Consider the following 25492-nt stretch of genomic DNA (forward strand, 5'->3'; position numbering starts at 1 on the left):
TTACTCAGCCCCCTTCCGGGAGCGGACGTTGCCGGGTCGGACGGCCACCGAGCAGGCCTTCCTGACCCGCCAGCATGGCGCCGATCTGCAAGCCGTCATCGTCAATGCGGTACAGGCGCAGTTCATCGCTGTGGGCGCTGGCCCGGACCTTGACCACGGCCATGATGCGCTGCAAGCGGCTTTCGACCTCGATGTAGCGCTGGACGATGATGGCATCGGTGAGAAAGGCCGTGCCGTATGGGCTGAAACGCAGGTCGGTGTAGCGGTCCTCCAGCTCCGAGGTCATCAGGACCGTGACGCCGACACCTGTCAGCGCACTGACCATCCGCGCCAGCGACTCGCGAAAGTCCTCGCGGAAGGTCGGGGCCAGGGCCAACTCGAAGCCCGAGAGCGAATCGATGACCACCCGGCTGGCCTTGAGCCGGGTGATCTCGGCCAGCAGCAGATGGACGATCTCGTCGATCGACAAATCTGGGGCGCGACTGTCCACCAGGCTCACCTGGCCGTTCTGGATCAGCCCCGCCAGGGTCGGGTTCTGCGAATGATTGGGCCGCTGCTCGAACAGCGCGATCACTCCGGTTTCGCCGTTGCGCGCGCCTTCGGCGAGAAAGGTCGCCGCCAGGATGCTCTTGCCCGAACCCGACGGCCCCGCTACCAGCAGTGAATAACCCCGCGGCAACCCGCCCCCGAGCATCTCGTCGAGGCGTGGCACGCCCATTTTCAGACGCTCGATGGGCAGCGGCAGCCGGGTTTCATCGCCGCGCACGGCGGCCGGCGCGAACACCCGGACCCCCGAGGTGGCAATGCGGAACGTGTGCAACCCCGGCAGCGTGGGTTGGCCGCGCATCTTCATGATTTCCATCTTGCGCACCATGGAGTTGCGCTGGACGCTCTGGCGCAGCCAGATCAAGCCGTCGGCCACGGTGAATACCGGGTTGGTGTCGGTTTCAGTGAAGTATTCGCCGATCAGGAAGGTGGTCGCCTGCCAGGTGGTCATCAGCATGCCCAACTGCTGGACGAACAGCGGCAGGTTGTTGTTGGGCGCGTTCTGGCTCTGACTGGCCAGCACCACCGAACGGAAGGAATCGACAAACACCAGGGCCGGGGAATGGGCCTCCACCTCACTGACGATCCGGCGCAGCACCTGATCAAGATCACCGGCCTGGGTGTCATCGGCCAGGTTGATATAGCGAATCGAGTGGTTGATCGCGTCACTGTCGAAAAAATCGAACTGCTGCTGATACCTGAGCATCTTCAGCGGCGGCTCTCCGAGCACGGTAAAGAACAGCGCCGGACGCTCGGGCGTGGCCAGGGCGAACATCATCTGATGCGCCAGGGTGGTTTTGCCGCAGCCCGGGGGGCCGGCGATCAGGTTGAAGGAAAACTCCGGCAATCCTCCGCCTAGCACCTCGTCCAGCCCGGGCACGCCGGTGGCCAGGCGGTTGATCGTCACTTTGCTGCTCATGGCGTAGTTTCCTGCGAAGGGGCGGCGCTGGAGGAAGGACTCCACACGCCATTGAGCAAACGCGCGGTCAGCGAGGGGCCGATCAGCGTGGTCAGCAATTGATAGAAGGTGGTGAGCATGACTTCACCGAAAAACAAGGCATCGGCCTGGCTTTGTTCGATGAGCACTGACTTGAGGGCGTCGAAATCCAGACCGTCCTGCAAGCCGTCATAGGTGCCGCGCAAACGCAGGTGTCCGGCACTGCACAGTTGCAGGCTGCGACGGTAGAGCGCGACAACCCCCTGCTGGCCGATGATCGGCGTCAGAGCGTTGTTCATGCGTTGCAACGTCGTGACGATCGCCTGGGCGACGCTTGCGATGTCAGCGTCGGGGCCAGCACTCTGCGCCAGAGAAGCTACGATCTGGCGGCTCTCTTCGCTTGGCGTGGACATGGGGGCGCTGATGGTGGGTGGGTGGATTTTGATAGTACACCCTAAGGCGATGCGTAGAAGCCCTATCGGTTCAGTGCCGCCCCCTGCCCTGGATTAACTCGACACAGGCTTGATTTTTCTCAAGTGCGATCTCCCGGCTGAGCATTCTATTGAGCCTGCCTGCACATCATGAAAGGGTGCGGCAAGCCGCAAGGCTGCATCGGGCACCAGCACCGCCGCGCCTTCGAAGGCGCCTGCGCGCAAATCCTCAAGGGCCTGATTGGCCTGGGTCAGGGGGTACAGCGTGGTGTGAGTGACCACGCCGATTTGCGCCGCCAGGCGCAAAAAATCGATGCCGTCCTGACGCGTCAGGTTGGCCACGGAAACCAGCGCGCGCTCCCCCCATAACAAATCGTAGGCAAATGCCGGAATTCGGCTCATGTGGATACCGGCGCAGACCACCCGCCCACCTTTGCGTACCGCCTGCAAAGCCTTTGGCACCAGCGCGCCATCCGGCGCGAAGATGATTGCCACGTCCAGTGGCTCAGGTGGCAGCAGGTTGGAGTCGCCGGCCCAGGTGGCGCCCAACTGCCGGGCAAACGTCTGGGTCGCGGTATCGCGCGCACGGGTAAAGGCAAATACCGACCGACCCTGCCAGAGCGCGACCTGGGCCACGATATGCGCGGCGGCACCAAAGCCATAAAGCCCCAGCCGTTGGCCTTCGCCACCGATCAGTAACGCTCGCCAACCGATCAAGCCGGCACACAGCAAGGGGGCCAGCGAGGCATCGCTGCCCTGCTCACCCAAGGCAAAGACATAGGCGGCATCGGCAATCATCGAGGTGGCAAAACCGCCGTCACGGGTGTAGCCCGTAAACCGTGGCTGATCGCACAGATTCTCTCGCTGGGCGAGGCAGTACGAACACCGGCCGCAGGTGTGCCCCAGCCAAGGGACGCCTACCCGCTCGCCCAGGCCGAACCCGACGACGCCCGCACCGATGGCGTCGATCCGGCCAACCACTTCATGCCCGGGAATGATGGGCACCTGCGGGTCTGCCAGCTCGCCGTCGAGCACATGCAAGTCGGTCCTGCACACGCCGCAGGCCGTGACCCTGATCCGCACCTCGCCTGGCCCCGGCTGCCGATCAGGTAACTCGGTCCATTGCAGTGCACTGCCTATGCGGCTCAACACCATCGCGTGCATGACAATCTCCTTCGATGCCGCCAGAAGTGGCCCGTGCTCAACCTTGTAGCTGGCGTAACACCGTCGGTAGCAGGTCTGGCAAGTCTTCAGCGAGCAATCCGGGGCCGAAAGCCGCGGCCGCGGCTCCGTGCAGCCAGACCGCCGCGGCCGCACTGTCATAGGCCGACATGCCCTGGGCCAGCAAGCCGAGGATGATGCCGCTCAGGACATCGCCCGCGCCGGCGGTGGCCAGGCTGGCCGGGGCATTGCTGTTGATCACGGCCCGGCCATCGGGCGCGGCGATCACCGTGTCGCTGCCCTTGAGCACCACCACCGCGCCGCAACGCCGGGCGGCGGCTCGGGCGCGGGTCAGCTTGTCGCCTTCGAGGTCGAAAATCCGCCGAAACTCGGCCTCATGCGGCGTCAGCACGCAGGGGCCATGGATTGCCCGGTCGAGCACCCCGGGGTCATCCTGAAAGACACTCAGGGCGTCGGCGTCCAACACCGTGGGGCGACCGCTGGCCAGCATGGCCAGGACCTGGCCGAAGGTTTCTTTGTTGACGCCGGCACCGGGGCCGATCAACCAGGCCGAACAACGACTGCCATTGAGCAAGTGGCCAAAATCCTCCGGCGTCACCCAGGGACGGACCATGATGCTGGTCAGCGCCGCGGCGTAAACCGGCAAGGCCATTTCAGGCACCGCAATGGTGGTGAGCCCGGCCCCGGCCCGGGCAGCGCCTCGGGCCGCCATGCGCGCCGCGCCCGTCATGGGATAGCCGCCAAAGATCAGCGCGTGACCACGGCTGTGCTTATCGGATTCGGCCTTGGTCGAAGGCAGCTTGGCCAACCACAGCCGCGGATGGTTCTCGAACGCTTGAGGCGTGATGGTGTCCAGCACAGCCTGCGGGGTGCCAATGTCGGCCACCACCACTTCACCGCACAGGTCACGCCCCGGCAGCAGCAAGTGCCCGGGTTTCTTGCGCACGAAGGTCACCGTGAGCACCGCCGGTACGGCCCCCAGCGCCTCACCGGTGTCGCCCATCATGCCGCTGGGGGTGTCGATGGCGATGATCGGCACCCGGGCCTGGCTGGCAGCAGCCAAAGTGTCCAGGGCGACGCCTTGCAAGGGCCGACTCAGGCCCGCACCAAAAAGCCCATCGACGATCAGTTCGGCGCCTTCGAGTACCAAAGGACTCAGGCTGTCGACCTCGTCGCCCCAGCGCTGGGCATGCTGCCGGGCCTCGCTCTGCAGGCTGAAACGGCTCCCCAGCATGGCCACTTTCACCGGCCAGCCGGCTTCCCGCAGCCGGTACGCGGTGACAAAACCGTCACCGCCGTTGTTGCCCGGTCCACACAGCACCACCACCGGCCGGGGTGTCCAGCGGCGCTGGATCTCACCGGCCACGGCTGCACCGGCATGGGCCATCAACTCAAAGGCCGATACGCCGGCCTCGACCGATAAACGGTCGGCCTGCGCCATCTGCAGCACGCTGAGCAAGGCGCTCTGGCAACGGATCAGCGGCCATTGGCCATTTAAGTTGTTCATGGGTCGCTCTCTTTCCCGTCGCGCTGAAGTCGATGACCGCTCGTGCGTACCTGGATCTGTCCCGGGCCGGGGACCGCAATGGCGTAGAGACGAGCGGACGCCCGGTACAACCCAGACTCACGTTGGCGCGTCGATCGCGAGATAGCGCACCAGTTTCTTGTTGACGAAAGCCTGGATGCCCATGTCTCCCAATTCACGCCCGTAGCCGGAGTTCTTGATCCCGCCAAAGGGTAGCTCGGCATCCGACCAATTGATGTTGTTGATGAACATCATGCCGGTCTCGACGCGGCTGGCGACTCGCAGCCCCCGGCCTACATCCTGGGTAAACACCGAGCCGCCCAGGCCGAAGTCCGAGTCATTGGCCAGGGCGATCGCTTCCTCGACATCCTTGACCCGGAAAAACAGGGCAACAGGGCCGAAGAACTCCTCCCGGTACGCCGGATTGTCCGGTGCGATATCGGTGAGGATGGTGGGGCTCATGTAGGAGCCCGGACAGCGAATGCGCTCGCCACCGAGCAGCACCTTCGCGCCGCTCAATACCGCGGTGTCGACCTGCTCCAGCAGCTGTTGCAGCGCCGACTCGGTCGACAGCGGGCCCAGGGTGGTCTTTTCGTCCATGGGGTTGCCGGGCTTGAGCGCCGCCAGCGCTGCGCTGAATCGCTCGATGAAGGCATCGGCCACCTGTTCGACCACGATGAAGCGCTTGGCGGCGCAACAGGTTTGCCCGCAGTTGTACAGGCGGCCCCAGACCGCCCAGCCCAACGCCAGATCCAGATCGGCGTCCTCCAGGACGATAAACGCGTCGCTGCCGCCCAGTTCCATGGACGAGGGCTTGAGCCTGGCCCCGGCCCTTGCCGCCAGGCTGCGCCCGGCGGGCACGCTGCCGGTGAGGGCAACGCCCTTGACCCGCACATCGTCCACCACCCGGTCCGACTGCTCATGGGAAATCAACAGATTGGTATACAGGCCCTCGGGGGCGCCGGCCTCGCTCAACAACGCCTCGAAGGCCATCGCACACTGTGGAACACAACCGGCATGCTTGATCACCAGCACATTGCCGGCCATCAGTTGCGGTCCCGCGACTCGCGCCAATTGGTAATAGGGAAAATTCCACGGTTCGACGCCGAAAATCACCCCGAGCGGGCTGCTTTCCAGGTGCGCTTCGCCCTGCTGGGGATGCAATTTCTTCCGGGCCAGAAAGTGTTCGGCGTTCTTGGCGTAGTAGTCCAGGATATCGGCGCTGAAGGTCACTTCACCCCGCGCCTCGCTGATGCGCTTGCCCATCTCCAGGGTGGCCAGACGGGCCAGGTCCTGCGTCCTGGCACGCATCAGTTCGGCGGCCCTGCCGATGATCACCGCCCGTTTAGCGTAGGAAGTGTGTTTCCAGGTATTGAAGCAGCGCGCCGCGGCGGCAAGCTTGTCTTCCAGCTGCCGATCGCTGATCTGCTGGAAACTCTCCAGCAACTGGCCGTCGTAGGGGTTGACGCTGGTGTACGTCATGATGAGTGCCTTCCGATGAGTCGAGGATTGTCGTCCAGAGAGACTCTGGGGCCGGGATTTACGCGCTGTGGCTAGCGTCCTTGAGTACCGAGCGCACCGTATCGATGTCTTCGCTGCTGCCATGCACCATCAGCAAGTACTCGTCGGCCTTGAGGGCCGTTTCATATTTGATGACCTGATCCTTGTTCACGCCCATGTTGAGCAGTGCCGCACCCAGAGCGGATACGCCGCCGACAAGCACCGCCCCTTCCAGCGCGCTGACCAGCATGGCCACCACCGGCCCGGCCAGGGCCACCAGCCCGAGCCCCGGCAGAAAGAAAAACGCCGGGGTGATCAGCAGCCCCCAGACCGTGCCCCAGAGCGCGCCTATTGCCCCCCAGGACTTGACCTTGTCGCCCAGTCGGTAGAAACCGATGGGGTGTTCCTCGGTGTGATAGCCCTTGCCCACCAGTGAGAGTTTCTTGACATCAAAGTCCACCTGGCTGAGGGCCCGTATGGCGCTTTCGGCCTCGGCATGGGTCTTGAAGACGTAGAAGTCGGATCGATTGAGGGTCATGGTCACGGCCTGCACTGGCTGAGGTATCGGTGAAGGGGCTCCGGCAGATGCATCACCGGCCGGGCCACTGACGTGGTTCAGATGGAAACGATGATGTTGTTCTGCACGTGCTTGACCCCGGCGGTGTTCCAGGCCGAGTGCCTGGCCAGCTCACGCTCGGCCCAGGTGTCCACCGTCCCGGACAGGGTCACGTCGCCGCCCTGAACATCGATGGTGATCTTTTGCGAATCCACAATGGCCCGGCGCTTGAGGGCTTCGGTGATGTCGGCCTTGACCCCTTTGGCGGTGACTTTGGACTTGATCTTTATGTTGTTGCTGATCCCCTTGACACCCAGCAGGCCGCGCACCGCATTGATCGCGGATTGGCTCTGGTATTGCCACTCGAGGTTGCCGTCGAGCGTGACCCACCCGTCTTCCACCAGAATTTTCAGCGAGTCCTTGGGCAGGTAGGTGGTCCACTCCAGGGCGTTTTCGATAGCGCGGGCGATATCGCCGTCGGTGCGCTGACTCAGGCCCGGCAGCTTGACATCCATTTCGACGGCCAGAGCGCGAACCCCCGCCACTTTCTGCGTTGCCTCCTCAGCGGCCCATTTCTCCATAAAGCTGTCGACATGCCCGGCTAGGGTCACGATGCCGTCCTTGACCTCGACTCCGATCTGCTGCGCATTGACCGAAGGTTCAAAGCGCAGCTCTGCGAGGATGTCATCTTTGAGTTGCTTGTCCGTTTTCATGAGATCGATTCCGAGTGAAGGGTTGCGGGGCAGCATCGGTGCTGATAGCGCTGCGAGGCGCCGCTGCAGAGTCCATCACGCTAGGCGCGCCGATTGCGCCTGGGTAGCCTCGGAAACTACCTACAGGCACGGCCTGCTACGGGGTGCAACAGGACGGATACGGCGCAGGCTGAGCCCTGGTCTTGGCTTGATCCGCACTTTTCTTGGCCTCGGTGGCCTCGCGCAGGGCGCGATCGGCCTTGAGCGCCGACTCATCGGAATGCACACGGGCGGCGGTTGCCATGTCTTCTGCACCGCTGAGCCTGGCATCCACTTCCTCCCGGCGATGGCTGCAACCGGCACTGAGCAGCAAACACAGGATCAATGAGGCACTCAGGACTTGCTTGTTCATGTGATCTCTCCTCGAAAGCCAATGAAGGTGATGCGCTCTGCAGATGCAGATGAATCACCCTATGCGCTTGAGGGCCAGGGCAAAAGGTTCGGAAACTACCCAGGCGCAAACGGTCTGGTGCCGCGTCAGCAGCAGACCGCTGGTCGCAGACTGCCGACTGCGGGCAGATGGGCCGCGCCGAAAAGCTAAACAGGCGTAGGATCAAAGCACACGCTCCTTCGGAATGTGCAGCTGCGGACCCCCTCACAATGCCCACTCGCCTTCCACTCCCTGCTGGAACGCAAAGGCCCAAGGTGATGACACCATCGCCTTTAGCAGACGTTGCGGCGCCATGCCTGGCGCCGGTCGCGTCCAGCGAATCCCTTGAGCAATTGCGCGCGCTCAATCACGAACTCAGTGCCATGAACACCCGGTTGCGCGCCTCCCTTGAACAGCAGCAGTCGGCTGCTCGGGTGGTTCGCGATGTGCTTTACCGCCTCCCTGTCCCCACCCTCGTGCTGGACGCGGCGCTCAATATCCGGCTGTTCACGCCGGCCATCCGCTCGTTGTTCAACCTGCGCACCGCGGACGTCGGGCGCCCGCTGGCGGACCTGCGGCCGTTGGCCACAGACCCCAACCTTGTGGACGAGGCCAAAGCCGCCCTGCGTGACCTGACGCCCCTGGAGCGAGCGGTGCAATCGGCCAGCGGCGTGAATTTCATCCGGCGCATCAGCCCCTGCCGCCTGGGGGACGATCCTGTTGACGGTGTGGTCATTACCTTTATCGATATCGACGATAAACAGCAGCTTGTCCGCGCGCTGGCCACGGCAACGCAAACCGCCGAGCGGACGGCCGTGGCTCAGTCGCGCTTTCTGGCGGCCACCAGCCATGACCTGCGTCAGCCGCTGCAGACCCTCAAGTTACTGCAAGGGCTCCTGCTGGGCCTGCTTGACGATGAACAACCGCGCAAACTGACCGTCAGGATCGGCGAGACCGTGGGTGCCATGGCCGGCATGTTGAATGCCGTGCTGGACGTCAATCACCTTGAAACCGCTGCCACCCCGGTCAATCTGGTCAGGTTCAGGCTGAGCGATCTGCTGGACCGGCTTGCCGATGAATTCAGCTACAAGGCCGGCAGCAAAGGCCTGAAGTTGAAGTGGGTGCCTTGTCGACTGTCCGTGGAAAGTGATCCTCGCTTGCTGGAGCAGATCCTGCGCACTGTGCTGGCCAACGCCTTGCAATACACCAATGAAGGCCGAATCCTCCTGGGCTGCCGCCGCCATGGCGGCTGGCTCAGCATTGAAGTCCGGGACACGGGCATCGGTATGCCAGCGGCGACCCTGCACAGGCTTGTCGATGCCTCGACAGCGGCCATCGATCCGCCCCAGGAACCGGCTCAGGGCTTAGTGAGAGTCAGGCACTTGTGCCGCTTGTTGGGCCATCAATTGCGAGGGCAATCGCAAGTGGCCAAGGGATCGGCGTTTTGCATCGATGTGGCCTTATCCCCGGACAATCTCCTTCAGCGCGAGACATCCCTGGCGCCCGCTCTTCCTCAAGGCGAGAACCCGGGCGAAATGATCCTGATCGTCGAGGATGACCTTGAGGTCCTGGGCTTGCTGGGGCTGCTGCTCAAATCCGAGGGCTATCAGGTCGCCATGGCCAGCGACGCACTCGCTGCCCTGGAGATCATTGCCCACGGCGGCGTGCAGCCCGACCTGATACTGGCGGATTACAACCTGCCTGGCGCGGTCAATGGCCTGCAGATCATTGTCCAGCTACGCCGGCAACTGCATCGGCGCATTCCCGCCATCATCCTCACCGGCGATATCTCGCGACAAAGCGCCCACGACATGGCCTTCGAGCACTGCACCAAGCTCAACAAGCCGGCGAAACTCAAGGAAATCATCTTTGTCATTGCCACCCTGTTGACCCGGCAGCCGGCGGACGTCGCCCGGCTGCCCTCCAAGGCTGCGCAGGTGTCGAATATCTTCGTGATCGACGACGATCCGCTGTTTCGCCAGACGATCCGCAGTGTGCTTGAGCCTGGCGGCTATACCGTCCTGGACTACCCGTCATGCAGGGCATTCCTCGAAGACTACGCCCCCGGCCAACTCGCCTGTTTGCTGGTGGGCGCGCAAAAGGGCCTTGAGCTGTTGCATCAATTCAGAGCAAGCGGCGACACCCTGCCAGTGATCGTTGTCAGCAACAGCAGCGAAGTGACCATCGCCGTGGAAGTCATGAAGGCCGGCGCGGCGGACTTTATTGAAAAACCCTTGGAACGCAGCGAAATACTGCAGAGCGTGGCGCGCGCTCTGGAGTGTTCGCAGGATGCCAACAAACGCCGTGCCTGGGCCCAGGAAGCGGCGCATTGCATTGCCAATCTGACCCTTCGGCAGCGCCAGGTCATGGAGATGGTGCTGGCCGGCCACCCGAGCAAAAACATTGCCGCAGAACTTGGGATCAGCCAGCGAACGGTCGAAAATCACCGAGCCTCGATCATGAGCCGCACCCATTCAAAATCCATTCCTGCCCTGGCCCGTATCGCCCTTGCCGCCCGTTCAGAGGCCTAGCCTCGCGGCCTGACCTCGCCGACATGCGCCCCCCCTCGGCTACCTCGTTGAGAACCCTGAACCGAACTGCTCGCACTAACGGATTGTGCCGATTGCGGTTTCCCCCTCGCCGCGAATTTTATAAGGCATTTCTTAAATAGCCTGTTTCAAAGCTCGCTGGGCCAACCGTTAATCCTTTCTTAATACGGTTGCGATGAAGTCGGCGCGTCATTGCGCTCATGAAACACGCTTGTGAATCAATTTTTTGAAAATACCCCCATGGTTGGCGCTGAACCGACTCTCGGCAGTCGCACGGCCAGACAATCGACAGCCATTCTCCCGCTAACGTCTCTATCCAGTTGCGCTGCTTGATCAGTCGGCGCGGGGCAATGCGCATGCGTGTCAATCAAGGTGGCAAGCCAGTGACGGCCGCCCCTCCCCCAATCAATCAGGTTGAGGCTCTCAACCTTTTCCGCTGACGCCACCGGATAAGCGTGCGTCCTGGAACCCCCACTGAGGAGTGTGCGAATGGTCCAACTGGACTTCTATGGAACCCTGGTGGCCGCATCATTGGTGCTGTTGCTGGGACGTGGCCTTGTCACCCGAGTCGGTTTCCTGCGGGCCTACAACATCCCCGAACCGGTGGCGGGCGGCCTGGTGGTGGCCTTGCTGCTTCTGCTGCTACGGGGGATGGGGGACATGGAAGTCAGAATTGATACCTCACTCCAGGCGCCCTTGATGCTGGCCTTCTTCGCCACCATCGGCCTGAGCGCGGATTTTGCCAGCCTGAAAAAAGGCGGACGCAAGCTGGCGATCTTCCTGCTGGTGGTGACCGCCTTTCTGCTGCTGCAGAACGCCATGGGCATCGGCCTGGCCAAGGCGCTGGGGCTTGATCCGTTGATGGGGCTGCTGGCCGGCTCGGTGACCCTGTCCGGCGGTCACGGCACGGGCGGGGCCTGGGGTGCGGTGTTCAAGGAGCAGTATGGCCTGGCCTCGGCCCCGGAAATTGCCATGGCCTCGGCCACCTTCGGCCTGGTGCTGGGGGGCTTGATCGGCGGACCGGTCGCCCGCCTGCTGGTCAAGCGGGTGTCGACGCCAGGGCTTGCCCAAGCCGAAGCACGCCGGCCCAGGGGCTATGAGCAACCTTACAAGGAGCGGCAGATCACCGCGCTGAGTTTCATCGAGACCCTGGCCCTGGTCGCCATCAGCCTGCAGGCCGGCAACTTTCTCAGTGGCTTGATCCAGGGCACGGCGCTGGAACTGCCGACCTTCGTCTGCGTGCTGTTCGTCGGGGTGGTGTTGCGCAATGGCCTGTCGGCGCTGGGCTGGCACCAGGTCGTTGATCAGGAGGTGTCACTGCTGGGCAATGTCAGCCTGTCGCTGTTCCTGGCGATTGCCTTGATGTCGCTGCGGCTCTGGGACCTGGCCAGCCTGGCCCTGCCGATCCTGATTCTGCTGGCCGTGCAGACCCTGGTAATGGCGCTGTTTGCGATCTTCGTCACCTTCCGCGTCATGGGCCGCAACTATGATGCGGCCGTCCTGGCGGCTGGTCATTGCGGCTTCGGCCTGGGCGCGACTCCGACGGCCATCGCCAACATGCAGGCGGTGACCCAGCGCTACGGGCCGTCGCCAATGGCATTCCTGGTGGTGCCGATGGTCGGCGCCTTCTTCATCGACATCAGCAACGCCCTCGTGATCAAGCTGTACCTGGCGCTGCCCTGGCTCGGCCTGGCCGCTTGACCGCACCGTCCGCCCGCCGGTCCTTCGGATGGGCGGGCCGGCGGGCGAATCCTGAGCCCAGCCACCGGGCAAAGCTGTACAACCCATCGCTCGCGTACAACCTAATCGCCCGGGTACGACTCCTCGCCGCCCAGGCAGGCACTGGCCCTGTGCCTCCGGTCCCGCACCCTTGGCTGGCGTTGTCGGCGCCACAACAACAGCGCCATGGCCGATAGCAGAGCCAACAGCAGGCACATCCCCCACATAGCCGTCTCCTTCGCTTGGCGAAGCCGGCAGCGGCTTCAGCCTAAAGATTTTTAGCAGGTCATGCTGCAAATAACCTGTACAAAATCAAAATTTATGTACAAATATTACCCATGGATATCCAGGGTGCGAGCAGGGAGTCGGGCTCGCTGCCACGTCAATCGGTGGGTAAAACACAATGAGCACTACCTTGAACATGCAATCCCTGGGCGCGGGCTACCGTGCCCTGGTGATTGGCGCCAGCGGCGCCCTGGGTTCGGCCTTCTGCCAGTGGCTCGAAGAGGACCCACACTGCGCGGCGGTCCGCGCCCTGTCCCGCCGCACGCTTCCCGGGCTCGACCTTGAACAGCCCGACAGCATTGCCCGGGCCGCCGCCGAATTGGCGGATGAGGCGCCCTACCAGTTGATCGTGCATGCCGCAGGACTGCTGCATCGCGCCGACATCAAGCCGGAAAAAACCTACGCCGCCCTTGAAGACGCAGCGCTCAAGGCGGTGTTCCAGGTCAATGCCGTGGGCCCGGCCCTGGTCCTGCGGCACTTTCTGCCCCTGCTGGCGCCCCAGGGCGCCATGGCCCTGCTGTCGGCCAAGGTCGGCAGCATCGGTGACAACCGCCTCGGCGGCTGGTACGCCTATCGCGCCTCCAAGGCCGCGCTGAACATGCTGGTTAAAACCGCGGCCATCGAACTGGCGCGAACCCGGCCCGGGGCCCGCCTGGTCAGCCTGCATCCCGGCACCGTGGTGTCGCAATTGTCGCAACCGTTTCGCGGCTCCGCGGCGGCGCGTCCGGCCAGCGTGGCGGCCTGGGAGCTGCTGACGCTGATCGACCGCCTGAGCGCGGCCGACAGCGGTCAGTTCTTTGCCTACGACGGCGAGCGTCTGCCATGGTAAGCGCCGGCCCTGGCGGCCGACTGGGACTGGTGCTGGGCGACCAGCTGTCGTTCGACCTGGAGTTGCTCAAGGTCCTGGACCCGGCCCACGACAACTTGCTGATGGCCGAAGTCGACAGCGAAGCGCGGTATGTCCGCCATCATCCGCAGAAAATCCTGCTGATCTTCAGCGCCATGCGCCACTTTGCCGAGCGCCTGCGCGAGCAAGGCTGGCGGGTGATCTACGTCAAGCTGGACGACCCTGACAACAGCGGCAGCCTTCCTGGCGAGCTGCGGCGCTGGCAGGCGGCCCTCGGCGCGACGCAGCTGCATGTCACCGAATGCGGGGAATGGCGGCTGGAGCAGGCCCTGCGCGATGCCGGCCTGCCGCTGACCGTGCATGTGGACCGGCGGTTCCTGTGTTCGCGCGAGGCGTTCCGCCAGTGGGCGGCCGGGCGGACGTCATTGCGCATGGAATATTTCTACCGCGAGATGCGCAAGCAAAGCGGCCTGTTGCTGGAGCCCGATGGCCGCCCCTGCGGTGGCACCTGGAACCTTGACGCCGACAACCGCAAGGCCCTGCCCCGGGGCCTGCGCGGGCCCTTCGCGGCGCGCTTCGGCCACGACGCCATTACCCGCGAAGTGCTGCAGCTGGTGGGCCAGCGCTTCAGCGATCACTACGGTGACCTGGAGCGCTTCGACTATCCGGTGACCCACGAGCAGGCGCAGGCGTTGTGGCAGCACTTCCTCGACTTTTCCCTGGCCGCCTTCGGCGATTACCAGGACGCCATGGCCGAGGGCGAGCCCTTTCTGTTCCATGCGCGGATCAGCGCCACACTGAATATCGGCCTGCTGGATGTGCGCCAGCTCTGCGCCGATGTCGAGCAGGCCTACCGCGAGAACCGGGTGGCGCTGAATGCCGCGGAGGGCTTTATCCGCCAACTGATCGGCTGGCGTGAATATGTCCGTGGGATCTACTGGCTGCGCATGCCGGAATACGCCGAGCTCAACGGCCTGGGCAATACTCGGGCCCTGCCGGAGTTCTACTGGAGCGGCGCCACCGAGATGCGCTGCATGGCCCAGGCCATAGGCCAGACCCTGGAGCTGGGCTATGCCCACCATATCCAGCGGCTGATGGTCACCGGCAACTTTGCCCTGCTGGCCGGCATCGCCCCCAAGGCCATCTGTGACTGGTACCTGGCGGTCTACCTGGATGCCTTCGATTGGGTCGAGTTGCCCAATACCCTGGGCATGGTGATGCATGCCGACGGTGGCTACCTGGGCTCCAAGCCCTATTGCGCCAGCGGTCGTTATATCCAGCGGATGTCCAACTACTGCGGCGGCTGCCGTTACCGGGTGGACCAGGCCACCGGCAGCGATGCCTGCCCGTTCAATGCCCTGTACTGGCACTTCCTGATGCGCCACCAGGAGCAACTGGGCGCCAACCCACGGCTGGCCCTGACCTATCGCAACCTGCAGCGCATGGACGCTTTGCGCCGTGAAGCCATCTGGCAACGGGGCGAGGAGTTGCTGGCGCGCCTGGACGCCGGAGAAGCCTTGTGAAGAAGTCCGACCTGCCGCGCAAGGACTGTGCCGCCTGCGGCCGGCCCTTCACTTGGCGCAAGCGCTGGGCACGTTGCTGGGATGAGGTGCGCTGGTGTTCCGAACGCTGTCGCCGCAGCGCCCGCGCCAGCAAGCCATGAGCCCGGGCGGCTTACAGGCAGTCTTGCGCGGCCTTTTCGAAATGGGACGGAGCAAAGCTGGAGGCCAGCAAATGCCGCTCATAGAGGAACACCTTGCCGCCGTTGGGGGCTTTGTAGGCTTCCAGTACGTTGTCCGCGGCCACCTTGCTGGTGACCACGATCCGGTAGCCGCGCTGCGACTGCGAAACGGTTGCGGTCTGGTCGCTGCTCTGCAGCTTGGGGATCACGCAATCGGCGTATTGGGCGGGGGTTTTGCGGGTCTGCATGACCAGGCTCGGATCGTTGGGCGCGGAGGCACAGCCGGCCAGCACCACAGCGGCAAAAGTCATGGCAAACAGGGGTAAAAGGCGCATCGGACACATCCTGAAGTCAAGAACGCGGGTACAGGGCGCCACGGGTTGAACCTTGCGGGCGCTATCGAGGGCGGCGATTTTCCACGGTTAGCGCGTCCAGCAAAATAGCTGTTTTTTGATTGTCACTATTACTTGAACCAATAGTTGCCCTGCGGGCAGACTGCCCGGCAGTCCAACGACAACTAGAAAAGGATTCTTGCGTGCGAACTTTTGATCTTATCCGCGATGCCGTCCTGCCCGAATTTCGCGACCGGGTGGCCGACTACCTGATCGAGTATGAAAGCGTGCTGGGCGATCCCGGCGCCGATCCGCACTTGCTGCAGGCCGTGGCTTACCAGCTGCGCGGCTACCTGCGCGGCCTGAACACCACCCGGGTGCTGGGCATGGCCGAGTGGGAGGAGCTGGACCGGCGGGTGCTGGCGACCTGGTTGAGCCCGGCCCAGGACGCTGACGAAGCCGATTGACAGCCGCACCACCGCCCCGCCCGGCCCTCAGTTCCCCGAGACATCCAGCACGAAGACCTTGATGTACGGGCGCTGCGGCTCGGGGATGCTGGCCTCGAGCAGGCTCAGCATCTGCGCCGCGCTCTGCGGCACCACGCCCCCGGGGTCGGCGCGGACCTTGGCCCGCGGTCCATGCCAGAACACCCCATAGATGCCGTGACCACGGGCTCCGGGATCGGGCGTGTAGAGCGCCATCAACTGATCCTGGATCGCGCTCCAGACGTCCTTGTGTGAACTGCGCTTGAGCTCGATCACCAGCTTGATGGGGCCGCTTTGCACCGCGATGTCCACGCGTTTGTCATGGGCCATGTGCGCCTCGGGCTCGGCCGTGATGTGGCGCGCCTCCAGTCGCGGACGCAGCAGGCTCAACAGCACGTCGCGGCAGCTTTCCTCCCATTTGGGCGTGCTGATCCGGCCCTTGATCTCGTTCCAGAAAAACTTGTGCACGTCGAGGTTGCTGCGCAGCAGGCCGGCAATCCCTTGCAGCTCGTCCAGCACCAGCGCCTGCATGTGCTCGATAGTGCCGGGCAAACCGTTGCTCAGGACCTGCGCCACCGCCTCCCAGCCATGCCGGATATGCCGGGCGTCACGCCGCCGTGCATCGTTGAGCAGCAGCGCGTGGTTCAGGTAAGGGGCCCACGAGGCCAGTCGCGAATGCCCCTGCAAGCTGCGCAGATGGCGCCGGGAGTCGTCACACCCCTTGCTCGCCAGATAACTGATCAGTCCGGCCATGAACTCATCGGCGTCCTCGGCCCTGGTATTGCTGGGGGCAAACCAATCGAAAGCCAGCGGCGTGGCCGGGTATTGATCGGCCAGCAGGCGACAGAAACAGAACGCCTGGTCGGCGGACAGCTCCATGGGGCCTTCAAACCCGCGTACCAGCCCGGTCAGGTCACGCAGGTACCAGACCACCTCATTGCGGGTGGCGGTATCGCTGGCGTGCAGCACAGCCGCGAACTCCTCCAACGACAGCAGCAGCCCCAGGGTAATGAGGAACGCCCGATGCTCCAGACCGGCGTCGCTGCTCAGCAATTGCCTGATGCAGGGGACAAAGCGTGGCGGGTCGAGGTCGCGGCACAACGGCCGAACCACATCGTACAGAGCCGTCTTGTCCAGCGACTCCGCGCCGTTGAGGACCTTGAACACCACATCGAGTTTGTCCGCCAAGGCAATCTGCCTGCTGGCTTTCCATGACAGGCAACTGCGCTGCCTGACGCTGTCCGGCAGCAGCAGAAAGTGCAGGACGATGCAATCGATGTAGTCCGCGTACTGCGCTTGGCGCAAGGCCGAGAACCAGGCCTGCCCGGCCAGGGTCTGCTGTTCGATACAGCCGAAGATCACGAACCCCAGCAGTAAAGCGTCACAGCTGAGCGGTGCCTTGGCGCCTTGCAGCTGCTGGTACAGCGCTGCCACCGCGGGTTGATATTCCTCGGGGCACGGATAATCGCTCTCGGGCGCCTCGGCCTGCGGCTCGTCCTCGCTTGGCGGCTCGTCCTCAAGAAAACCACAGCCCACCAGCCCGGGATGGCTGGCGGCCCGGTCCAACAGGCCCAGGGCCGTCTCCGGGCGTTGCCGCAGCGCCGCGCGCAGCCCATTGAACAACCACGGATGCGGGTCGACGACGCCGGCATTGATAAACGCCAGCCATTGCAACAGTCGCGGCTCGTCCAGCTCGACCACGGTGTGGAGATAACGCACCAGCAAGCGCAGGACGAACCTGAGCAGCTCGCCCTTGGCGTGTTCATCAGCGGTTTGTTGCCACAGCCCGGCCATGCCATCCAGGCAATCGGCCATCTCGGACTCGGCCACCGCCTCATGCAAGCCCCAGCGCATCAGCGAGTCATCGGCGGTTCTGGGGGCGTTGCCACCCCGTCGGTACAGCTCCAGCAGCTCGCCATAGTGGGTCTGGCCTGCCAGGCGGTGACGGAGGATGTAGCCACACAGGCTTCTGGCGTGTTTTTCGTCCAGCAGGTTTCGATAGACCTGCCGCACGGCCTGCGTTCCCGGTTCCCCCAAGCGCGACAACGCCTGGGCGGCGTAGGCGCGTTCATTCAGATGGGTGCCCGGATCGGCCAGCAGTTGCGTCAGCGGCTGCAACATCGCCGGTAGCGGCTGGCCGGCGCGCAACAGGTCCAAGAGCAGCAAACGCAGTTCATGGGGCAGGCCCGAGGCGGACAACAGGTGTTGAAAACAAGGCACCAGCCCCGACTCGGTGAAGCCCGCCAGGTTCAAGTCGGGAGGCTCCTGGCCGCGGAACCGGGGATCGGCCAAAGCCAGGCTGGCCAGCGCCTGCAGCAACTGGATCTTGCTCTGGGTGCTCAGCGAGGCGGCGTCGCCATAGACCAGGACGCCGTAAGGGTCCGCCTCGATGAACGGGCCGACCTGCGCGCCGAGAAACACCGCCAGCCAGGCATGCACACCGCGCAGGTACGAAGCCGGCTTGCCCTCGACACCGAGCAACAGGCGAATTCTGCTCAACGGCAACCCGGCGTGGAACTGCCCGGCGAGATAACGCGCCGCCAGGTACTCGGCGCTGGCCTTGTGGCCGTAGTCGAACACCCCGGGCTCGCGGGTCGAGGTAAAGACCCGGCTGGCCAGGGCCGCACGCAGCGCGGCGGTGCCGAATGCATGCAACTTGCGCAGCGCCGGATAGCGCCGGTCGTAGCGCTCGTCAGTGCTGAAACCGTCGATATCGGCCAGCAGGCGCAAGGCGCACAACAGGCCTGCCGCCTCCAGCATCTGCGGCTCCGAGAGTTGCGCATGGGGCTGGCGATCATCACGGTGCGCCGCATTGAGCTCGTCCAGCAGCAGGATGCTGGAACGCTCGAACAGCTCCCTGCGGGTCAAGGGCCAGTGATCCTGGGCAACCACCTGGGCCAGCATCAGCAAGGTCAGCGGATTGCCGAGCATCTCTCCCAGACCGCGTTGCCGCGCCTGGTGCAGAAAGTCCTCTGGCGTCCGGCCGTGCTGCTCCAGTACCTGCTGCTGCTCCTCGTCACTGAGCGCCAGCAAGCGCAGCTCCTGCACCTGGTCCTTGCCTGGAAAGCAGCTGGACAGCAGCTTCAGGTCATTGAGCCCCGCCCAGTCGGCACTGCGACAGGCGATGCGCACCCGGCACGGCGGCAAGCGCCCGAGGTGGCGAATCAGGTCGTCGAAGGCGGGCCGCTCGCCATACTGCGCACGATGCTCGTCCAGGGCATCGATGAACAAAGTGCTGCCCTCGGCGATCAGCGCTGGATCGCGCAACAGAAAGCCGCGCAGCGACATGGCCCGACCACCCGCCTGCCCAGCCCAGTGATCGAACAGATGACTCTTGCCGGCTCCGGGGTCCCCCAGCAACACCAGGCAGGTCGCGCCTTGAAAGGTGGAAAACGCAGCAACGCGGCCATCAGCCGTCAACACCATGCGATCAGTCAAAGCCTGTTCCTTACCTGGATAAATGAGCGCCACGCGCTCCGCCGGGCCTGACGGTGAACGCCGTACTGGCCAGCCTGCGGCGGGGTTGCAAAGAGTAACGGCAAGTCGCCGGGATGCAACCCGATCAAACGCGCAAGGTGCAGCGCCGCGATCCCGGCAGGTCGCGCATCGGCGCTGACAAGGGCCGAGCGCCGCCCCTATACTCCGTGGCTTTTTGAACCCTTGGACACCCGAGCTTGCCATGACCCAGCCAGACCTCATCTTCACCCCCGACCCAGACGCCGACTCCATCTCCTCCGACGTCGCCGCGTTCAACGGCATCCTGGTGTCGACCCAGATCCCCACCCGCGCCGACGGCAGCCTGGAACTGGGGGACATCACCCTGCAGAGCGAATGCACCCTGCAGGCGCTGAAAGTTGCCCTGGAGCGGGCCGGCAGTTCCATGGACCGGGTCATGCACCTGACCATCTACCTCACCGACATGGCCGATCGCGCCGCGTTCAACCAGGTCTACCAGCGTTTCTTCGCCAAGCCCTGGCCGGTGCGCGCCGCGGTTGGCGTGGCCGCTCTGGCGGTGGAAGGCATGCGTGTGGAAGTCACCGCGATGGCCGCCAAGGCCTGACGCCGCGGGTTTATTCGCGGCTGCGCGCAACGCGTGGCCGCCACCGGGCAGCACACGGGTGCCGGGCACGCGTTTCGCCGCTACAATGCGCGCCTTGATCCTGATAAGCCTGACTAAAAAAACATGTCCTTGCCCAAACATCACCTGGAACTGCTCAGCCCTGCCCGCGATGTGGCCATCGCTCGCGAAGCCATCCTGCATGGCGCCGACGCGGTGTACATCGGTGGCCCGAGCTTCGGCGCCCGCCACAACGCCAGCAACGAAGTGGGCGAGATCGCCCAGTTGGTGGAGTTTGCCCGCCGCTATCACGCCCGGGTGTTCACCACCCTCAACACCATCCTCCACGACAACGAACTGGAGCCGGCGCGCAAGCTGATCCACCAGCTGTACGACGCGGGGGTCGATGCGTTGATCGTCCAGGACCTGGGGGTGATGGAGCTGGATATTCCGCCCATCGAGCTGCACGCCAGTACCCAGACCGATATCCGCACCCTGGAGCGGGCAAAATTCCTCGATCAGGCCGGTTTCTCCCAGCTGGTGCTGGCCCGTGAGCTGAACCTCAAGGAAATCAGCGCCATCGCCGCCGAAACCGACGCGGCCATCGAGTTCTTCATCCATGGCGCGCTGTGCGTGGCGTTTTCCGGCCAGTGCAACATTTCCCACGCCCAGACCGGGCGCAGTGCCAACCGTGGCGACTGCTCCCAGGCCTGCCGCCTGCCGTACACCCTGAAGGACGAGCACGGCGGCGTGATCGCCTACGAAAAGCACCTGCTGTCGATGAAGGACAACAACCAGAGCGCCAACATCCGCGCCCTGGTGGAGGCCGGCGTGCGCTCGTTCAAGATCGAGGGGCGCTACAAGGACATGGCCTATGTGAAGAACATCACGGCCTACTACCGCCAGCGCCTGGACGACGTGCTCGAAGACCGTCCGGACCTGGCCCGGGCCTCCAGCGGCCGCACCGCGCACTTCTTCGTCCCCGATCCGGACAAGACCTTCCACCGCGGCAGCACCGACTACTTCGTCAGCGAGCGCAAGATCGACATCGGCGCCTTCGACTCGCCGACCTTCACCGGCCTGCCGGTGGGCACCGTGGAAAAAGTCGGCAAGCGCGACCTGCAAGTGGTGACCTTCGAGCCGCTGTCCAACGGCGACGGCCTCAACCTGCTGGTCAAGCGTGAAGTGGTGGGTTTTCGCGCCAACATCGCCGAAGCTCGCGGCGAATTCGAAGAAGACGGCGAGAAACGCTACCGCTATCGGGTCGAGCCCAACGAAATGCCTGAAGCCCTGCAGCGCCTGCGGCCCAACCATCCGCTGAGCCGCAACCTCGATCACAACTGGCAACAGGCCCTGACCCGCACCTCCGCCGAGCGGCGCATCGGCCTGTCGTGGCTGGCCACCCTGCGCGAAGAACGCCTGCAACTGACCGCCACCAGTGAAGAAGGCATCAGCGCCAGCGTCGCCCTGGACGGCCCGTTCGGCGTGGCCAACAAGCCGGAGCAGGCCCTGGGCCAACTGCAAGACCTGCTCGGCCAACTGGGCACCACCCTCTACCACGCCACCGACATCAAGCTGGACGCGCCCCAGGCCTACTTCATCCCCAATTCCCAGCTCAAGGCGCTGCGCCGGGAAGTCATCGAAGCCCTGGACGCCGCGCGCATCGCTGCCCATCCACGGGGGTCGCGCAAGGCTGAGAGCAACCCGCCGCCGGTGTATCCGGAGTCGCACCTGTCGTTCCTGGCCAACGTCTACAACCAGAAGGCCCGGGACTTCTACCACCGCCACGGCGTGCAACTGATCGACGCCGCGTTCGAGGCCCACGAAGAACACGGCGAGGTGCCGGTGATGATCACCAAGCACTGCCTGCGCTTCTCCTTCAACCTGTGCCCCAAGCAGGCCAAGGGCGTGACCGGGGTGCGCACCAAGGTGGCGCCGATGCAACTGGTGCACGGTGACGAAGTGCTGACCCTGAAGTTCGACTGCAAGCCGTGCGAGATGCACGTGGTGGGCAAGATCAAGGGTCACATCCTCGACCTGCCGCTGCCGGGCAGTGCCGCCGCCGAAGCCGTGGTCGGCCATATCAGCCCTGAAGACCTGCTCAAGACCATCCCCCGCGCGCCGCACTGAGTGCGGACCGGCGCAGCCCTAAGCGGCTGCGCCGGGCGTTGCGCCCGACAGCCGCTCACTCAGCACCTGCTCCAGCTCGGCGAAAAACTGCTTGATGTGCGGCTGCTTCAAGGCTTGTGGCCGGGTCACCAGATAGACCTCCAGCGCCGCAAAGGTCATGGGCGCAAACACCTCCAGCAGATCCCCGGCCACTATCCGCGGCATCACCGCCACGCCCATCCCCTGGCGCACCGCCTCGAGCTGCGCGGTGAACGAATTCACCCTGATCTGCTTGCCCTCAAGGCCCGCGGCCTTGGCCGCGCGTATCGGCGGCAGGTTGTCCAGGGGTGGCAGCAAGCCGATGGTGGTGGCCGTGGCCGGGGTGATGGCCGGGCAGCGGCGCAGCAGGTCCGCGCTGGCGAACACCGCGTATTCGAGCTTGCCCAGGGCTCGATAGATCAGCGACGGCTCGCCCAGGTGCGCGGTGCGCACGGCGATGTCCGTCACGCCGCGAGCCAGCTTGTGAAACTCGGCGCTGACCTGCAATTCCACCGAGCAGCCAGGATAGGCCGATGTCAGGCGATGGGCCGCTTCGAGCACACTGGAGGCAAAACCCTCGCCGGCGCTGACCAGGATGCTGCCCTGCAACTCACTCTGTGGCCCCGGGTTGCCCAGCGCCCGCTCGCGCCTGAGCCCGGCCTCCGCCGCCAGGGCCACGTCCACCAGCGCCTGGCCCCGCGGGGTCAACCAACAGCCTTCGACGCCGCGCTCCAGCAACGGCTCGCCCAGGGCCGCCTCCAGCTGGCTCAGCCGTCGCGACACCGTCGACGGCGCCACCTGCAGCAACTGGCCGGCCTGCAGAAAGCTGCCCCGGCGCCAGACCGCCAGCAATAGGCGCAGATCATCCCAATTGGCTTCCAAAACCCCACTCCCTGCCGTCCGCTTTGCAAATTCGCAAAGCGATTATGCAGCACCCGCTATTTTTCAGGGGTGTCGGTCAAGGTATATCTAGCGCCCTCGCCTCCCCATGGAACGGATTGAATGAGCAGTACCCTGGAACACCCGGCACACATGAACACCGATAACAGCCAGATCCCCGAAATGCGCTGCACCTTCGTCACCGGTGCCACCGGCCTGCTGGGCAACAACCTGGTCCGCGAGCTGCTGGCCCGAGGCTGCAAGGTCAAGGCCCTGGTGCGCTCCAGGGCCAGGGGCGAACAGCAGTTCGGTTCCCTGCGCGGCCTGGAACTGGTGGTCGGCGACCTGGCCGATGTCGACGGCTTCGCCGCCGCGTTGCGGGGCTGCGACACGCTGTTTCATGCCGCGGCGTTCTTTCGCGACAATTACAAGGGCGGCAGCCACTGGCAGCAACTGCACACGATCAACGTCCTGGGCACTCAGCGCTTGCTGGAGCGGGCCTACGATGCCGGCATCCGCCGCGTCGTGCATACCTCGTCGATTGCCGTGCTCAACGGCGAGCCCGGCAGCCTGATCGATGAAACCTGCCTGCGCGACCCGGCGGGCGCGGACCCCTACTACCGCAGCAAGATCCTCGCCGATCGCGTCTTGCTGGCCTTTCTCGACAGCCACTCACAGATGCAGGGGTGCATGGTCCTGCCCGGCTGGATGTGGGGCCCCGGCGATATCGGACCGACCTCTGCCGGGCAATTGCTCATCGACGTGGTACGCGGTCGCCTGCCGGGACTGGTTCCCGGCAGTTTCTCGCTGGTCGACGCCCGGGATGTGGCCCTGGCGCAGATTGCCGCCGCCCGCTACGGACGCCGCGGCCAACGCTACCTGGCGGCGGGTCGGCACATGACCATGGCCCAGCTGGTGCCGATCATCGGGCGGATCGCCGGAGTCAGCACGCCGACCCGGCCACTGCCGGTGCCCTTGCTCTATACCCTGGCGGCAGCACAGGAGGTCTATGCACGCCTGACCGGCAAGCCGGTGTTGCTGAGCCTGGCGACCGTGCGCCTGATGCTCCGGGAAGCGGACCGCAGCCACTTCGACCCCAGCAAGAGCGAGCGAGAACTCGACCTGAGCTTGCGCTCCCTGGAACGCACCATCGGCGACACCCTGGCCTGGTACCGGGAGCACGGCTGGATCGCCCAGGCTGCCCCCGCCGCCTCAAGCAGCACCAATCGGACGTAGAAACCCGTTGAACAACACGATCATTCTCATGCGTCACGGTCGACCCCAGGGTATTGCCACCCGGAGAATATCCGCCCTCGACATGCAGGCCTGGATACACGACTACGAACGCTCCGCCATCGACGGCCAGCCCGCCCCACCCTCCAGCCTGCAACTGGCCGCCAGCGCTGGGGTGATTGTCTCCAGTAACGCGCCACGGGCCCTGGCATCTGTCCAGGCGCTCGGACGGGAACCTGCCCTGGTGGACCCGGTATTCAGCGAGGCGCAACTGCCCTACGGGCGCTGGAGACGACCACGCCTGTCGCCCTTTACCTGGGCCGCGATCCTGAGAATCCTCTGGTTGTGCGGTTATTCAGGACAGGTCGAATCGGCCGCTGGGGCCCGGCAGCGCGCCGCAGTCGCCGCCCGCCGACTGCAGTCCCTGGCCGGAAAACAGCCGGTGCTGTTGCTCGGTCATGGCTGGATGAACCGTCTGATCGGCAAGCAGTTGGCCGCCGCCGGCTGGAAACGCCATCACAGCGACGGTGGTCGCTACTGGAGTGCGACAGTCTATCGACGGCAATAGCCCGCCCGGGGCGGGCCGGGAAATCCTCCGTGCCCTGAGCCCTGACTGAATTTAACCGCGCCGGACACTGTCTAGTGCGCGCCGGTTGCCCGGCAAACGGGTATAGTTGCCGGCTTGCCCGGTGTGCCACAGGCCGCTTGGGCTACAGGACTTGGTCAGGACTTAATGGTTGCCGCGTGTTGGTAAGACTTCTATTGATTGCACTGCTGCTGGCGCTATCGGCCTGCAGCTCCAATTCCTCCAGCCCTGGCGGCAATGCACCGCTCAAGGCCGGTGAATACCGGGTCAAGCGTGGTGACACGCTGTATTCGATCGCCAGCCGCAACGGCACCAGCTGGAAGGAAGTGGCGCGGCTCAACGGCCTCAAGGCGCCCTATACCGTGGAAGTCGGCCAGGTGCTGCGGGTGGGCGGCGCGGCCAAGACCACCCGGGTGGTCAGCAGCTCGCGCAGCAGCGCCAGCAAGAGCAAGGCCAAGGCCCCGCCGCCTGCCCCGCCCATGCCCAAGGTCACCCTGCAGGGCTGGAGCTGGCCGCTGCGCGGGGTGCTGATCGGCCGCTTCTCGCCCACTGGCAAACTCAACCAGGGCATCCGCATCGCCACCACCGAAGGCCAGCCGATCCAGGCCACCCTGGGTGGCAAGGTGGCCTTCGCCGGCTACATGCGCGGCTACGGCAACCTGATGATCCTGCAGCACGGCCCTTCCTACACCAGCACCTATGCCTACAACAGCAAGCTGCTGGTCAAGGAAGGCCAGATGGTGATCAAAGGCCAGAAGATCGCCGAAGCCGGCTCCCAGGACACCGACCGCGCCCAGCTGTACTTCGAGATCCGCGCCAACGGCGTACCGGTGGACCCGCTGCGGTTGTTGCCGCCGGGGTGAGTGCAACAAGACCCCTGCGCCCAGGGCCA

The 25492-nt window shown here is 64.6% G+C and carries 22 protein-coding genes; 11 read left to right on the forward strand and 11 right to left on the reverse strand.

The window, feature by feature from the left end; all coding sequences use genetic code 11:
- Positions 1-4 precede the first annotated feature (4 nt).
- The 8 genes from GGI48_RS30820 to GGI48_RS30855 all read right to left on the reverse strand — a co-directional run bounded on the left by GGI48_RS30820 (position 5) and on the right by GGI48_RS30855 (position 7781).
- Positions 5-1465 (reverse strand): ATPase domain-containing protein, encoded by a 1461-nt coding sequence (locus GGI48_RS30820; RefSeq protein ID WP_179601796.1) that lies wholly within the window; start codon positions 1463-1465, stop codon positions 5-7.
- On the reverse strand, positions 1462-1896 hold the full coding sequence (locus GGI48_RS30825) for a hypothetical protein (RefSeq protein ID WP_253129526.1): 435 nt from the start codon (positions 1894-1896) through the stop codon (positions 1462-1464). The genes GGI48_RS30820 and GGI48_RS30825 overlap by 4 nt, the downstream gene beginning before the upstream one ends.
- A gap of 93 nt (positions 1897-1989) precedes the next feature.
- Positions 1990-3078, reverse strand: coding sequence for a zinc-dependent alcohol dehydrogenase family protein (locus tag GGI48_RS30830; RefSeq protein ID WP_179601798.1), 1089 nt, complete (start codon positions 3076-3078; stop codon positions 1990-1992).
- Between the two features lie 37 nt (positions 3079-3115).
- Positions 3116-4603 carry an NAD(P)H-hydrate dehydratase gene (locus GGI48_RS30835; RefSeq protein ID WP_179601800.1) on the reverse strand — a complete coding sequence of 496 codons (1488 nt, stop codon included), beginning with the start codon at positions 4601-4603 and terminating at the stop codon, positions 3116-3118.
- A 117-nt stretch (positions 4604-4720) separates the two neighbouring features.
- Positions 4721-6103, reverse strand: coding sequence for an NAD-dependent succinate-semialdehyde dehydrogenase (locus tag GGI48_RS30840; RefSeq protein ID WP_179601802.1), 1383 nt, complete (start codon positions 6101-6103; stop codon positions 4721-4723).
- A gap of 58 nt (positions 6104-6161) precedes the next feature.
- Complete coding sequence (locus GGI48_RS30845; protein WP_179601805.1) at positions 6162-6659, reverse strand: DUF1269 domain-containing protein; 498 nt, start codon at positions 6657-6659, stop codon at positions 6162-6164.
- A 77-nt stretch (positions 6660-6736) separates the two neighbouring features.
- Positions 6737-7390 (reverse strand): BON domain-containing protein, encoded by a 654-nt coding sequence (locus GGI48_RS30850; protein ID WP_179601807.1) that lies wholly within the window; start codon positions 7388-7390, stop codon positions 6737-6739.
- 136 nt (positions 7391-7526) lie between these two features.
- On the reverse strand, positions 7527-7781 hold the full coding sequence (locus GGI48_RS30855) for a hypothetical protein (protein ID WP_179601809.1): 255 nt from the start codon (positions 7779-7781) through the stop codon (positions 7527-7529).
- Between the two features lie 167 nt (positions 7782-7948).
- Between GGI48_RS30855 and GGI48_RS30860 the strand changes: the two genes are divergently transcribed.
- The 5 genes from GGI48_RS30860 to GGI48_RS30880 all read left to right on the forward strand — a co-directional run bounded on the left by GGI48_RS30860 (position 7949) and on the right by GGI48_RS30880 (position 14862).
- Positions 7949-10330, forward strand: coding sequence for a response regulator (locus tag GGI48_RS30860; protein ID WP_260620584.1), 2382 nt, complete (start codon positions 7949-7951; stop codon positions 10328-10330).
- A gap of 507 nt (positions 10331-10837) precedes the next feature.
- Positions 10838-12049, forward strand: coding sequence for a sodium/glutamate symporter (gene gltS / locus GGI48_RS30865; protein WP_179601811.1), 1212 nt, complete (start codon positions 10838-10840; stop codon positions 12047-12049).
- Positions 12050-12470: 421 nt separating this feature from the next.
- On the forward strand, positions 12471-13181 hold the full coding sequence (locus tag GGI48_RS30870) for an SDR family NAD(P)-dependent oxidoreductase (RefSeq protein WP_179601813.1): 711 nt from the start codon (positions 12471-12473) through the stop codon (positions 13179-13181).
- Entirely contained in the window at positions 13175-14722 is a 1548-nt protein-coding gene (locus tag GGI48_RS30875; protein ID WP_179601815.1) for a cryptochrome/photolyase family protein, read from the forward strand. Before GGI48_RS30870 ends, GGI48_RS30875 begins: the two co-directional genes overlap by 7 nt.
- Positions 14719-14862, forward strand: coding sequence for a DUF2256 domain-containing protein (locus tag GGI48_RS30880; protein WP_016964061.1), 144 nt, complete (start codon positions 14719-14721; stop codon positions 14860-14862). Before GGI48_RS30875 ends, GGI48_RS30880 begins: the two co-directional genes overlap by 4 nt.
- An 11-nt stretch (positions 14863-14873) precedes the next feature.
- On the opposite strand, the gene GGI48_RS30885 is transcribed toward GGI48_RS30880, so the two are convergent.
- Complete coding sequence (locus GGI48_RS30885) at positions 14874-15215, reverse strand: hypothetical protein (RefSeq protein ID WP_016964060.1); 342 nt, start codon at positions 15213-15215, stop codon at positions 14874-14876.
- A 200-nt stretch (positions 15216-15415) separates the two neighbouring features.
- On the opposite strand from GGI48_RS30885, the gene GGI48_RS30890 reads away from it, so the two are divergent.
- On the forward strand, positions 15416-15679 hold the full coding sequence (locus GGI48_RS30890; RefSeq protein WP_179601817.1) for a hypothetical protein: 264 nt from the start codon (positions 15416-15418) through the stop codon (positions 15677-15679).
- A 27-nt stretch (positions 15680-15706) separates the two neighbouring features.
- Here the strand turns inward: GGI48_RS30890 and GGI48_RS30895 are convergent, their stop codons facing one another.
- Entirely contained in the window at positions 15707-19135 is a 3429-nt protein-coding gene (locus GGI48_RS30895; protein WP_179601819.1) for an NACHT domain-containing protein, read from the reverse strand.
- A gap of 241 nt (positions 19136-19376) precedes the next feature.
- Here GGI48_RS30895 and GGI48_RS30900 point away from each other — a divergent pair, with 241 nt between their 5' ends.
- Both GGI48_RS30900 and GGI48_RS30905 read left to right on the forward strand, forming a co-directional pair.
- A complete protein-coding gene (locus GGI48_RS30900) occupies positions 19377-19757 on the forward strand; it encodes a RidA family protein (RefSeq protein ID WP_103739437.1) in 381 nt (126 codons plus the stop codon).
- A 123-nt stretch (positions 19758-19880) separates the two neighbouring features.
- Positions 19881-21884: a peptidase U32 family protein gene (locus tag GGI48_RS30905; protein ID WP_047304354.1), complete on the forward strand. Its 2004-nt coding sequence runs from the start codon at positions 19881-19883 to the stop codon at positions 21882-21884.
- A gap of 18 nt (positions 21885-21902) precedes the next feature.
- On the opposite strand, the gene GGI48_RS30910 is transcribed toward GGI48_RS30905, so the two are convergent.
- Entirely contained in the window at positions 21903-22784 is an 882-nt protein-coding gene (locus tag GGI48_RS30910; RefSeq protein WP_179601821.1) for a LysR family transcriptional regulator, read from the reverse strand.
- A 180-nt stretch (positions 22785-22964) separates the two neighbouring features.
- Between GGI48_RS30910 and GGI48_RS30915 the strand changes: the two genes are divergently transcribed.
- From GGI48_RS30915 to GGI48_RS30925, 3 genes are all read left to right on the forward strand, one after another.
- Positions 22965-24017 carry an SDR family oxidoreductase gene (locus GGI48_RS30915; RefSeq protein ID WP_179602219.1) on the forward strand — a complete coding sequence of 351 codons (1053 nt, stop codon included), beginning with the start codon at positions 22965-22967 and terminating at the stop codon, positions 24015-24017.
- A 28-nt stretch (positions 24018-24045) separates the two neighbouring features.
- On the forward strand, positions 24046-24582 hold the full coding sequence (locus GGI48_RS30920) for a histidine phosphatase family protein (protein WP_179601823.1): 537 nt from the start codon (positions 24046-24048) through the stop codon (positions 24580-24582).
- A 176-nt stretch (positions 24583-24758) separates the two neighbouring features.
- A complete protein-coding gene (locus GGI48_RS30925) occupies positions 24759-25463 on the forward strand; it encodes a peptidoglycan DD-metalloendopeptidase family protein (RefSeq protein WP_179601825.1) in 705 nt (234 codons plus the stop codon).
- The last annotated feature ends 29 nt before the right edge of the window (positions 25464-25492 follow it).

It is taken from the genome of Pseudomonas protegens (genome assembly GCF_013407925.2).
GTDB classification, from domain to species: Bacteria; Pseudomonadota; Gammaproteobacteria; order Pseudomonadales; family Pseudomonadaceae; genus Aquipseudomonas; species Aquipseudomonas fluorescens_AP.